This is a genomic window from Streptomyces solicavernae (assembly GCF_029968095.1).
In the GTDB taxonomy this organism is placed as follows: Bacteria; Actinomycetota; Actinomycetes; order Streptomycetales; family Streptomycetaceae; genus Streptomyces; species Streptomyces solicavernae.
On record NZ_JASCIR010000023.1, the window covers coordinates 61,014 to 73,792 of the forward strand.

Genomic DNA, 12,779 nt, shown 5'->3' on the forward strand with positions numbered 1-12,779 from the left:
TCAACCAGCCGTTACCTCCCGTAACTTACTCCGCGGTAGCCACCTGTGTTCCACTTCACGCACTGGGGGAATCATGCACCGGAGGTACTCCGGCCTGGCGGCCGCGGCCGCCGTCACCGCCCTGACACTCGGCACGGCGCCGACCGCGACGGCCGCGACGGCCACGACGGCCACGACGGCCACGACGGCCACGACCGCCGCGACCGCCGCTCCGGACGCGGTCCAGTCCGGGCGGCAGCACACCGGGGCCACGTCGGACGACGACCCCTTCTACCGCTACGACGGCAGCAAGCCGCTCTCCTCGTACCGGCCCGGCGACGTACTCAAGAAGCGCACCCTGAACTACCACCTCGTCGGCATCCCCACCCCGCTCCGCGCGACCCAGCTGCTCTACCGCTCCACCGACGCGCAGGGCAGGCCCTCGGCCAACGTCACCACCGTGGTCCGCGCGCCCGGCGGAGACGGCACCAAGGCCGTGTCGTACCAGTCGTTCTACGACTCCCTCGACCCGGCGCACGGCCCCTCCCGCGCCATCGCCGGCGACGTCTCCCTCGGCGGGCTCATCCCCAACGCCGAGGCTCTGGTCATGGCGCCTCTCCTGGCCCAGGGGTACGACCTCGTCATCCCCGACACCGAGGGCCAGACCGCCGACTTCGCGGCCGGACCGGGGTACGGGACGGCCACCCTCGACTCGATCCGCGCCAGCACCAGCGCCGCCGCGCAGACCGGTCTGGACGGCGAGACGAGGTTCGGCCTGCTCGGCTACTCCGGCGGCGCCATCGCCACCAACTGGGCGGTCGCCCTGGCCCCCGACTACGCCCCCGAGGTCGACGAACGGCTCGTCGGCTTCGCCGAGGGCGGGGTCCTGGTCGCGCCCGCCCACAACCTCAAGTACGTCGACGGGGCGCTGGTGTGGAACGGCGTCCTCCCGATGGCGGTCATCGGCGTCGCCCGCGCGTACGACATCGACATCGAGCGGTACCTGAGCGAGCGGGGCCTGGAGGTCTTCAAGGAGCTCGAACACGCCTCGATCGCCGACGCGTTGGGCCGCTACCCGGGCATGACCTGGAAGGACCTCGCCAAACCGGCGTACGAGAACCCCAACTCCATCCCCGCCTTCCTGGAGGCCGTCAACAAGATCAACCTCGGCGAGGCCCCCACCCCGACCGTCCCCGGCTTCATCGGCCAGGGCAACGCGGGCCACCTGGAGGGCACGCTCAACAACCCGCCCGGCATCGGCACCGGCGACGGCGTCATGGTCGCCGGCGACGTCCGCGCCCTGGCCCGCCAGTACTGCGCCACCGGCAACCGCTCCATCAAGTACGAGCAGTACGACGCCCTGAGCCACATCACCGCCATGCCGTACTGGGCCCCGCGAGCCATGACATGGCTGACGGCCCGCTTCAACGGCGAGACGGCTCCGAGCAACTGCGGGAGCATCGCGCCGGGGAACTCCTTGGAGCCGGAGCGGCCGGGCAACTGACGGAACGCGGAAGGGCCGTCACCGACCCGCATCAGGACAGTTCAAGGGCTCGCCGGGCTTCACGGGCGAGCCCTTGAGGCGCGAGTCGACCGTCACAGGCGAGCCCTTGAGGCGCGAGTCGACCGTCACAGGCGAGCCCTTGAGGTGCGAGTGGCCCCGGCAGGTCCGAGTGGCCGCAGGAACCGGCTCGGCTCACCGCTCCAGAAGATGGCGAGCGCGTCACGAGCCCGGGTCGCGGCGACGAACAGGAGAGAGCGGGCCATATTGAGTTCGCGGCGGTGACGCGTCGTGTCGTTCTTCTGCCAGGCGTCGACCGAAGCGCGGGGGACCAGCCCTTCACGGACGCCCGCGATGATCATGCATCGGTACTCAAGCCCCTTGAAGCGGTACATCGTGCCGATGTGTACGCCTTCATCGCTCTTCGGGCCGTCCCTGGTGATCTCGGTGGACGTGATGCCGCGCTGCGCGAGCCGGTAGGCGACCTGCGTGACCATGTCGTTCGTCGGGACGCAGACGGCGACGGACTCACGGGCGATGTCGGCCCACTGCTTCACCTGGTCCACGATCAGGTCGAGCTCCCTGTCCCAGTCGGGAGCCGAGCGCAGAGTGGGGCGCCTGCCACGCAGGACGGAACGGTAGCCTGCCAAGTCCTCGCCGGAGCCGTCGAGATCGTCGTAGTCGGTGCCTTCCAGGAGGCCGATGGCGGAACCGAGGATCTCCCTGGTGGTGCGGTAGCTGAGGGTCAGCCTGGCGGAGCGGCCGCGGATGTTGACGCCGAGACTGCCGAGGGTGACCTGATTGTCGTAGATGCGCTGGTGGGTGTCGCCGACCAGGAAGATGTCGTTCGGCTGCCCTTCGGGAACCATGGCCCGCAGCATCTTCCAGTGGGCGGCGCTCAGGTCCTGGGCCTCGTCCACCACGATGTGGCGGTAGCGGTAGCGCAGCCAGGCCCCGGAGCCGGCTTCGAGGTGGATGTTGTCCAGGCCGCCCCGTTCGTCCTGCTGCCGGGCCTTCGCCTCGATCTTCTGCTTGCGGTGGATCTCCAGCTGGGCTGCTCGTTCGGCGACTTGACGGTGGGTCTCCACGCCCAGGGCATCGAGACGCTGGGTGTAGCGCTCGGCGAGCTGCCAGATCTCGGCCCGCTCGGCCCTGCTGATGCTTCGTCCACGGCCGGCGCGGCGGACCCGGAAGTAGTCGGCACGCGATCCCACGGCCTGGCCGAGGATCACCTGGTTCCACTCGTCGCTGAGGAACTCGGCGTCCCAGCGGGTCTCGCCGGTCTCCGCGAGCATCTGCCGCCACTCCCGCAGGGCCGCCAGGTCTTCGAGCCTGCGTTTGGCGTTGCCCGGATCGGCTTCGCGCACCACCCGGGTCGCCAGCTGGTCGACGTGCAGGATGTCCACGCGGGCCAGCGTCTGAGGGCCGCCGAGGGACAGGAGCCGGGACCGCAGGTCGGCGGCCAGGTTCTTGTTATACGTCGTGAACAGCACCGGTTTGGTGTGTCCGGCGGGGAGCTGGTCCACCAGGTGCTTCACGCGGTGCAGGGCGACGATCGTCTTGCCCGTGCCGGGGCCGCCGCCCACCCGCGCGGGGCCCGAGTAGGTGCGGTGCACGAGCTTGGCCTGGGTGGGGTGGAGGAAGACCTTCCAGCGGCCGAAGTCGCCTTCCTCCAGGATGCTTTCCAGCGACGCGTCGTCGGTGATGACCGCGACCGCGGACCGGCCGACGGCCGCCTGCCAGTCCTCGGTGTCCAGCTTCTCCGGCTCGACCGCGACCGGCTCGGTGACCTGCTGCCTGACCTTCTCGTACGGGACGCCGTCGCGCAGCCGGAACAGCACCTCGCCGGTGTGGCGCGGGGCGTACTCGGCGAGGCCGCGCAGCTCGTCGTCCGTCGTCAGCTTGAGCACGATCGGGATGAGCGGTTCGACCACACCGAGGTCGGCGAGCTGCTGCGCGGTGTACTCCGCGAACAGGGGCGTCTCGGGGGGCGGCGCGGGCGGCGCGGGCGCCAGGGGTGCCTTGGCGGTCGGTTCGGGCGCGGGCTTGCGCAGGACGTCTTCCTCGACGACCTGCAGGTCCACGTACTCGATGGCGCCCGTGACCTGGTTGATGCCGTAGGTGAGCCGGTCGAGGTGGGCATCGACGTGGCTGCGGTGTCTGACCGCGACGAGCAGCCAGTCGTTGTGGCCGAGATGGAGGAGGAGTGCCCGGTGGTCCTTGTTGACCCACGCCGACCACAGGCGGCGGTCGTCCTTCAGCGACGTGAGCCGGAAGCTGCCCGCCTCGGGGTTGCGTCGGAAGTCGTGCTGGAACCTGTAGACGGCGTCGACGACCGGCTGGTCCAGCTTGACGATCTCCTTGTCGGCCTTGTCGAGGAGGCGCAGCGTCGCGCCCTTGGTCGGTGCTCCGGCGCTGGTCATCGGTCCTGCTCCTCGGTGTCGTGCGCCTCGGGGTGTCGCGCCTCGGGGTGTCGCGGTGCGGGGTGTCGCGCTGCGGGGTGTCGCGGTGCGGGGGTGGCCTGCGGGTCCGCCAGCAGCCCGGCCAGGCTCCCGGGGTCCCACTCGGGTGCGGTCCGCACCGTCCAGCCCGCCCGCGCGTAGGCCCGGTCGCGGTCCTCGGCGTCCGGGTCCGTGCCGTCGGGGCCAGGCGCATGCGCGAGTACGACACCCAACTGCCGCTTCGGCCATGCGAGTTCGGTCGGCCAGGCCGCGTCTCCCAGTTCGTATCCCGCTTCCGGGGCGGGGGCGCCCAGGGCTGCCAGCTGTTCCGCGAGGTCCGCCAGGCCCGGTTCGTCGACCAGGTACGGCAGCACGTCCGCGTCCCAGACCGGGTCCCGCGTGGTTGCGGTGGCGGACGGTTCCGGCTTCGGCTCTGCGGGAACCTCCGCGGCCTCCGCGGCCTCCGCGGCCTCCGCGGTCTCCGCGGTCTCCGGGGCCTCCGCGGCCTCCGCGGTCTCCGGGGCCTGCGCCTGGTACCGCCCGCGCTCGGAGGTGAGCCAGCCCGCTCCCCCGGTCACGGCCAGCTCCAGCGGGTCGAAGCCGGGCAGCTGGCCGACGGCCAACTGGACGCCGTCTCCTTCCCCTTCGTTGAGGAACTGCAGCAGGTTGGTCCAGTACAGCCAGGACCGCCAGCGCCTGCGGTGGGCCTCCTCGGGGCCCTGGAAGGCCTGCTCGGTGTCGTCGAGGACGGTGATCGCGCTCCAGACCGCCCCGGCTTGTCCCCGGCGCAGGTCGAGGACGATCGTGAGCGGGCAGCCGCCGGCATCGCGCGTGGCCATGACCTGCACCGCGCCCTGCCCTCCGGACAGCTTCTCGCCGTGCAGGGCGGCCTCGATGCGGCGGCCGATGTCGGGGCCGTCGGCGAGTGCCCTGCTGGTGGCCGGGACCGCGGCGAAGGCGGCGAGTGCGCTCTGCGTGCGCCGGCGCCACCGGCCGTTGTCGGGGTCGGTCAGGTAGGCGATGAGTGTGTCGATCGGGTTGGTCCAGACGTAGCGCCGGAGGTCTCGGGGGTCGCCCTGGTGCAGGCGCCGGTGCAGGTCCTGGGCGGTCTTCTGCGCCCCGTTCTGGTACGGAATCCAGGCCGGGTCGGCGGGGGGCCGTCGCTGCCCGGTCCACACCTGCACGTCGTCCCACGTGAACTGGAACACCTGCCAGCCCTGTTCGGAGCGGAGCCGGGTGCGCTTGGCCGCGTCGCCCGCGATGCGGTTGCGGTCGCGGTGGGCGTGGTGGCGGTACCCGTCCAGGTAGACCGCGACGCGCCGCCGGTCGTCGTCGAGGCTGCGGAACACCACGTCCGGGATGGTGAAACCGAGGTCGGTCTGGGTCTCCATCCGCCAGCCGGTGACCGTGCCGTCCGGCGCCTTGAAGCGGAGCGTGATGTCGCGTTCCCCGTCCGGGGTCAGCGCGTTGCGCACGCTGACCTCGTCGACCTCCTCGGCCCAGTCGAGCAGGCCGCGGCGGAACAGCGCTTCCAGCTCGCTCTCCAGCTGCGGTACGAGGGTGACGTCGCGGGTGGTTTCCGTCTCCTTGACGTTCCAGCCGTCCCGGTCCCGGCCGAAGAGTTCGCCGAGCATGTCGAGGGCGTGCTCGCGCGAGACGAGTTCGTACTCGCCGTTCTCGACATGCCGCAGCAGACAGCGGTGGCAGGCGGGCCGCCCCTCGGCGAGGCACACGCAGGTCTCGATGGTCTCGCGGGCGCGGTCGAGCACCTCGCGCAGTCCGTCCGGCCCGGCGAGGCGATGGAGGTAGCCGGTGCCGCCGGGCAGCGTGTCGTAGAGCACGAGGAAGTGCCTGCGTACGTCACGGTCACCGCCCGCGTCGTCGGGTACGGAGTCGGTGACGACGGCGAGGTGGTCCGGGTCACCGCCGTAGGCGCGGGCGATACCGGCCAGCAGCAGGGCCTTGAAGGAGACCAGGCGTTCCTGCGTGTGGGCCGTGACGGCCGGGATCAGGATGCGCAGGGCTTCGGTGCGCAGTTCGTGGGCGAGCAGCAGCTTCACCCCGGCCTGTGCCGCGTGTGCGGCATCGCCGCTCCCCCGCAGATGGGGGCACCAGGGCCGGTGGTACCGGCCCAGGCGGAGCGGGGCGCCCGGCACCAGCGCGTCGTGGTCGGCGGCGGGCCCGCCGTCGGCGTCGGCGAAGCCGCAGCTGTCGCACACCCAGAAGGGGTTGAGGTTCACCCTCTGTCCGGCGACGGCGGTGTCCGCCCCGGGGTCGGTGCGCAGCGCCCCGACGTTGAGGTGGCGGACCATGGCCCGCCGGGTGAACTCCCAGCCGAACGTGGCCTTGTCGTGCCGCCAGGCCTGTTCGATGTCGTTCCTGTCGATGTCCACGGCGGGGATGACCGTGTAGTGCCCGCGCTCGCGCTCGTCCCGGTCGTCGCGCACGCGCACGTCGTCGCGCTGGTCGCGCGCGTACACACGCTTCGGGACCAGGACCTTGTGCAGGCAGCCGACGTCGCCGATGGCCGTCGACGCGCAGCGCGGGCAGGCCGAGGTGTCCTGTTCGGCGCGGTGGGTGCGGACGTGCCCGCAGTCCGGGCAGACGCGCCACCACAGCCAGGTGGGGCGGCGTGGGCTGCCGATGTCGAGGCCGGAGATGCGGTGCTTGTAGCCCTGGACGTAGTAGTGGTTGCCCGGAGCGAAGTCCTTCAGGGCGAGGCGTGCCGAGCGCTCGTATCGCAGTGGCTTGCTGCAGTATTCGGTCTCGGGCCCCTTCAGGGTCTGCTTCTCCTCCTTCCAGCTGAGGGTGGCTTCGAGTTCGGTCGTGGCGTCGATGAGGCTGTAGTTCGGCAGCAGTCCGAGGTCGACGAGCGCGGCGTGTGCGGTGCCGTTGCCGATGGTGCGGGCCTGTTGGTTGACCGCGCGTCGCTCGGCCCGCAGTTCGCGGCCCTGCCGCTCGTGGTCCGGGTCGCCGTCGGTCAGCTGGTCGTGGGCCTCGTCGATCGCCTTGACGCGGCGCTGCAGCTCGCGCCGTGCGGCTTCCCATGCCCTGTGGGCCTTGTCCAGGGCGCCCCGCAGGCCCTCGGTGGCGTACTCGGTCAGCTCGGCGCGGGCCTGCGGGCTCACGCCGGTGCCGCGCTTCTCGTCGTACGGCGGGAAGAGCGCGAGGAAGTCCGCGGCCAGACGTTCACCGTCGGCGAGGGCCGCCTCGGTGAACTCGGGCAGCCAGGCCGACTCGCCGAACAGGTAGGACGCGAGACGCGGCAGCGGAAGAACCGCGTCCCGCCCGCCGCCGGGGAGGAGCAGCCTTCCCGCGCCGGCCAGGTCGAGCAGGTGGGCGAGGTACTGGCGGCGCAGGATCTCGACCGCCGAGAGGAAGCAGCCGGGCGGCTGGATGTCCCCGGCGATCATCATGGTGGGGTCGTCGAGGTAGTAGCGGTCCCGGGGGCCGCGGTCGACCATGGTGAGCAGGTACGCGTTACCGGTCTTGCGGCCCGCGCGCCCCACCCGCTGCGCGTAGTTGGCCGGCCCCTTGGGCAGGGAGGCGAGGACGACGGCCGACAAGTCGCCGATGTCGATGCCGAGTTCGAGGGTGGGCGTGCAGGACAGGACGTGCGGGTTGGCGTAGTGGACGTCGGAGCCGTCCCGGAACGCCTTCTCGACCGCTTCCCGCTTGGCGCGTCCCAAAGTGCCGGTGTGTTCCGCGGTGTTGATGGTGTACACCCCGGCTTCGCGGTACATGCGCCGGTAGAAGTCCTCGGTGAAGTCCCTTCTGCGGATGCCGCTTTCGAGGTCGCGTCCGGTGCGGAGCAGTCCGCGGCAGCGGTAGGTGGGGCAGGTCTGGCCCTGCCACCGGTCGGCGAGGTCGGGGTGGACGGTCTGTTCCCAGGAACAGACCGGGCAGTGGGCCGAGGCTTCGGCGACGGTGTCGTCGGCGAGCTTGCGGACCTGGACGTGACCGGGCTGCAGGCCGTAGACGCGGGTGGCGCCGTCCTTGGCGGTGTGGACCGACAGGACGTCGCGCTCGGCGAGGCCGGGCAGCAGCCGCCGCAGGAATTCGTTGGCGGCGTCCGCCGAGCGCACCCCGAGGGCGCGGCGGGTGAAGTCCTGATACCAGCCGAGCCGCCCGGTGACCACGTCGAAGTCGTCGCTGCCCTGCTTCGGGCCGCCGAGCAGGAAGGCGGGCGCGGAGACGCCCCGGGGGAAGGCGGGCGTGCCGGGCTTGCGGCCGGGCCCGATGAGCCAGCGCCGCACGCCCGCCTCGTCGATCCAGCCGTCCAGCCAGGCGTGCCGGATCGCGCCCCGGGTCCGCAGCCGTTCGACCAGGCCGCGCACGTAGCCCACGTACCGGGCGTGGTCCGGCAGCGAGCCGTCGGGCAGCGCGATGTCTCCGGGGGTGGTGTGCAGCAGTTCCCGTACGAGCTCGCCGACGGCGTCGGGGTCGGGCAGCGGGACGTCGGCGGCGACGGTGCGGGTCAGTTCCAGGGTGCGGCCCTGCCGGGACCGGAGCCCGAACTCCATGACGGCGGCGAACGCGAGCCGCTGGGCGATCAGTTCCCAGGTGCGCTTGGAACCACGGCTGCGCCCGGCGAGCAGGGTGTCGACCCCGCGGAAGACATGCAGATCGGGCGGGATGACGGCGGTCTGCACGGCCTTGCTGTCGACCACGTCGGCGATGATGTCGGCCGCGAGGTCACTCAGCCTGACCGGCTCCTGTTCGTCGATGCGGCTGGCGAGCAGGGAGCGGAAGGAGAAGGTGTACGAGCGGGAGGCTACGTATCCGGCCCGGTGCGCGGCGTCCTGCACCGAGTCGTTGAACAGGAGGGTCTTGTTCTCCTTCAGGTTCTTGTCGAGTTCTCCGCCGGTGAAGAGCTGGGTGAGGGCGGCCGCGGCGAGCGAGGCGAGGCCGGTGCCCAGGTAGCGGATGGCGTTCGAGGTGCGGCAGGCCGGGCATTCGTCGCGCTGCGCGGCCCGGTCACCGGCCAGGTCGACGACGACGAAGGCCGCGTTGTGCAGCGGCTTGGCCACGCGGCCCGCCGCCCCTTCCCCGCGGCCCGCCGCCTCTTCCGCACCGTCTGCGGCGGGTGCGGCGGGTGCGAAGTCACGCTCGGGCGAGACGGGACGCAGCCGCCCGGAGCCCCCGTCGAGCACCATCACCGTCGGCCCCGCACCGCGCCCCGTGTCCTGGGCGAACGCCGCGTCGTACGTCTCCTTCGCGGTCGCCGCGATCATGTTCCGTACGCGGCGCTTGTCCCGGCCCACCGAGGCGGAGCGGATCTTCGCGGCCCGCAGCTCCAGCTCCGACGGGTCCGCCTCCGGCGACAGGGCGGCCCAGCCGGAGCGGCCGCATTCGCGGCAGTAGACGGCGGGCAGGAAGACCTGCGCGGGTTCGGGGGCGCTGTCGTCCGCGGGCTCGGCCTCGCCGGCCTGCCCGGCACTGCTCTCCCCCACCGGGCCCTGACCGGCCGCGCCGCGGCTCCGCCCCCGGGCGAGGCGTCCGCCGGAGGCCACCCGCTCGTCGTCCCAGCGGAATTCGGCCCGTGCGCCGCTGATCCCGCGCAGGACGCGGGACACCGACCGCACCCAGTGGTGGATCTCGATGGACAGCAGCGGCCGCGACGGAACGTCCGGGTCCCGCGCCATGGACAGCAGGCCGACGTACCGCGCGAGTGCCTGCGCGGCGATGTCCGGCCGCTGCTGCACGGCGACGCCCCAGTGGTACGCGTACCGCGGCAGGACTTCCATGACTTCGGCCAGGGTGCGCGGCCGTCCGTCGAGGATCTCCAGGACCGCCGAGGTGAGCCTGTGCCTGCGCAGCAGTCCGCCGAGCTCGGCCGGGCTCAGGTCGCTCCTGCCGGTGAACTCCGCGATCAGCCGTTCAAGGGCCTGGGCGTCGCGGGTCGGGTCGCCCAGCGCGGCGATCGCCTGGGGGTCCGGGAACGGCAGCGTGAAGTCGGCATCCCCGGCGAACTCCCGCACACTGTGCCGGTCTTCGCCCACCACCGCCTCCGGCGGGAAGGGCACGCCGAAGACCTGCTCGGCCACCTCCAGCATCCCGCCACTCGCCCGGCCCTGAGGCACCGCGCCCCCCTCGCCCAGGGTGGCGGACGTGGCGACCGGGCAGACCCGGCCGAGCGGACGCCCCGGCTCGGCGAGTCCGGCCAGGGCGCCGAGGCGGCGGAGCAGCATCGCCACGTCGGTGCCCTGTGCGCCGTCGTACGTGTGGAACTCGTCCAGGACCACGTACGCGAGCGAGCCGCCCTGCCACAGCGGCTGGTCCTCGGCACGCTGGAGCAGCAGGTCCAGCATCTTGTAGTTCGTGATCAGGATGTCCGGGCGGGTGCGCCGGATCTCCTCCCGGTCCACCGCCACCCGCGGGTTGGCCTGCTTGAACTCCTTCGACGGGGTGTCGCCGACGTACAGCCCGGCCCGCACACCCGCGTCCCGCAGCCGGGTGTCCTTCGGGTCGTCCAGGTAGTCGTTGATGCGGTGGGCCTGGTCGGTGGCGAGGGCGTTCATCGGGTACAGCAGGACGGCCTTCACACCGTCCCGGCCGGCGAGCCGTTCCCGCCGGCAGTGGTCGAGCAGCGGCACGAGGAACGACTCGGTCTTGCCGGAACCGGTGCCGGTCGTCACCAGTGTCGGCTCGGCCGGTCCGTGCAGGGTGGACAGGCGCCGCCAGGCGAGCTCCTGGTGGCGGTGCGGCGTGATGCCCGGCCACCACTGCAGGTGCCGCTGCCAGCTGTCGTCCTGCGCGGGCCGGAACGGCGTGCGGATCCGCAGGTACGGGCCGCGGAAGATGCCGTCCTGCGGGTCGCCGAGGAACTGCTCCAGGGCCCCGCGCGTGCCTTCGTCCGCCAGCGCGTACGTGGTGGACAGGTACTGGCTCAGGCTGGCCCGCACCTGCTCGGCGGCGAGAGTCGGTCGCACGCGCTGTTCTCCTCGTCGTGTCCGTCGTGACGGCGCGAGGTCCCCCCTGCGCGCACCCGCCCCACGGTAGCCGGGACCACCGACAACGCCCCTGCCATCGGACTGTTGACCTGCGGTTTCCGGCCAGCGAGGCGGCCCTGCGGCGCCGCACGTCCGACCAACCTACAAAGCGCCGGGCGGCCCTGTCAGGCGGTCTCCCCAGGAAGATCCAGTTCGGCCCGTACGGTCTTGCCGACGGGCGCCCGGTCCCGCACCTCCCACCGGTCGGCGAGCGCGTCCACCAGGGCGAGTCCGCGCCCGCCGTCGGCCAGGTCCTGTTCCGGTACGAGCGCGCCGGGCGACGGCGGGCGCCGCTCCCCGCGCGCGTCCGACACCTCGACGGCGAGGGTGCGGTGCGGTACGAGCGTGAGGCACAGCTCGAAGTCCCGGCCCGGCACGCGGCCGTGGGTCACGGCGTTCGCGGCGAGCTCGGCGACGACGAGGGCGGCGGCGTCCGAGAGGTCCGTGCCGTACCCCAGCCCCCACTCGTGCAGTCGGTGGAGCGTGAGGTGCCGGGCCAGGCGGGCGCCTCGCGGGGTCGAGCTGAAGCGCTGGCGGAACACACGTACGGTGAGCGGCTCTTGGCGCGTACCGGCGGTCGAAGGCGGCGTCATGGCCCTCAATCTGGCGTGCGCGAGGCACAGTTGGGGAGGTCCTGGCCGCGTACGCTGAGCGAGCGTACGCGTACGCAGGGTGGACAGTACTTGTGACGGGCCGTAACCATGGTGCGGGCGCGTTCTACGCAGGAGGTGAGCCACGGTGGGCGACTACACGGACGGCGCGGGCGGTACGGCAGGGGCGGGTGGCGGAGGCCGTACGGGCCCCGCGGAACCGGAGGCATCGGACAGTCTGCGAACGTTCGGCGCGGTGGTCCAGGCGCTGCGCGAGCATGCGGGCCTGAGCCGCGAGGAGTTCGCGGAACGGGTCCGGTTCTCCCGGCACACGGTGGCCTCGGTGGAACAGGGCCGCCGCATGCCGGACAAGGTCCTGGTGGAGCGGGCCGAGCACGCCCTCGGCAACACGGGCGCCCTCCGCAAGGCCTCCCGCCACCTGGCCCGGCATCCGGGCCTGGCCCGCTGGTTTCGCGCGTGGGCCCGCATCGAGCAGACAGCGATCAGCCTGTGCACGTACGAGTGCCGGGTGGTGCCGGGCCTGTTGCAGACCGAGGCGTACGCGCGGGCGGTCTCGCTGAGCGTCCCGCCCCGGCCGGATCCGGCGGTCCTGGAGGAACGGATCGCGGCACGCATGGCCCGCCAGGCGCTGCTGTCGCCCGACCGGACACCGCCCGCGAACTTCAGCTTCATCGTGGAACAGGCGGTACTTGAGCGGCGCACGGCCGGGGAGGAGGTGACGCGGGAACTGCTCGACCACCTGCTGGGCGTGGTGGAGCGGTGCTGGAACGTGGAGATTCAGGTGATGCCGTTGCGGCAGGTGGTGCATGCGGGGTTGGACGGGTCGTTGCAGCTGGCGGAAACTCCGGAGAACGAGTGGTTCGGCTACTCCGAGGGGCAACAGAACGGCCGCCTGATCGGCGATGCAAAAGAACTCAGTATGCTCCAGCACATCTATGCCAAGATGCGCTCACAGGCCCTGACCCCCGAGGACTCCCTGGGCCTGCTGAAGCGAATGCGAGGAGCGCTATGAGCACGGCGTGCACGTCCGAACTGGCCTGGTTCAAGAGCAGCTACAGCAGCGGCTCGCAGGGCGACTGCGTCGAAGTGGCCATCGCACCACGGTCTGTTCACGTACGAGACTCCAAGGACAAGCAAGGCCCTCGGTTCACCGTCTCGCCTGCCGCATGGACCGGATTCGTCGCCTACGCGGCCGAGGACCAGGCCTGATTCACCCAGTTCACCACTGCCCCGCACTGGACCAACTCCGGTGCGG

At 72.0% G+C, this 12,779-nt stretch carries 6 protein-coding genes; 3 read left to right on the forward strand and 3 right to left on the reverse strand.

Features of this window, described 5'->3' with window-relative positions; genetic code table 11:
• Positions 1–73 precede the first annotated feature (73 nt).
• Positions 74–1,483 (forward strand): lipase family protein, encoded by a 1,410-nt coding sequence (locus QIS99_RS23350; protein ID WP_282515567.1) that lies wholly within the window; start codon positions 74–76, stop codon positions 1,481–1,483.
• A gap of 125 nt (positions 1,484–1,608) precedes the next feature.
• On the opposite strand, the gene QIS99_RS23355 is transcribed toward QIS99_RS23350, so the two are convergent.
• The 3 genes from QIS99_RS23355 to QIS99_RS23365 all read right to left on the reverse strand — a co-directional run bounded on the left by QIS99_RS23355 (position 1,609) and on the right by QIS99_RS23365 (position 11,506).
• Positions 1,609–3,903 carry a UvrD-helicase domain-containing protein gene (locus QIS99_RS23355; protein ID WP_282515569.1) on the reverse strand — a complete coding sequence of 765 codons (2,295 nt, stop codon included), beginning with the start codon at positions 3,901–3,903 and terminating at the stop codon, positions 1,609–1,611.
• Positions 3,900–10,853 (reverse strand): DEAD/DEAH box helicase, encoded by a 6,954-nt coding sequence (locus QIS99_RS23360; protein ID WP_282515570.1) that lies wholly within the window; start codon positions 10,851–10,853, stop codon positions 3,900–3,902. Before QIS99_RS23360 ends, QIS99_RS23355 begins: the two co-directional genes overlap by 4 nt.
• Before the next feature lie 185 nt (positions 10,854–11,038).
• A complete protein-coding gene (locus QIS99_RS23365; RefSeq protein WP_282515571.1) occupies positions 11,039–11,506 on the reverse strand; it encodes an ATP-binding protein in 468 nt (155 codons plus the stop codon).
• 145 nt (positions 11,507–11,651) lie between these two features.
• Here QIS99_RS23365 and QIS99_RS23370 point away from each other — a divergent pair, with 145 nt between their 5' ends.
• Positions 11,652–12,536, forward strand: a complete 885-nt coding sequence (locus tag QIS99_RS23370) for a helix-turn-helix domain-containing protein (RefSeq protein ID WP_408909614.1) — start codon at positions 11,652–11,654, stop codon at positions 12,534–12,536.
• Positions 12,533–12,733, forward strand: a complete 201-nt coding sequence (locus tag QIS99_RS23375; RefSeq protein WP_282515572.1) for a DUF397 domain-containing protein — start codon at positions 12,533–12,535, stop codon at positions 12,731–12,733. Before QIS99_RS23370 ends, QIS99_RS23375 begins: the two co-directional genes overlap by 4 nt.
• Positions 12,734–12,779 lie beyond the last annotated feature (46 nt).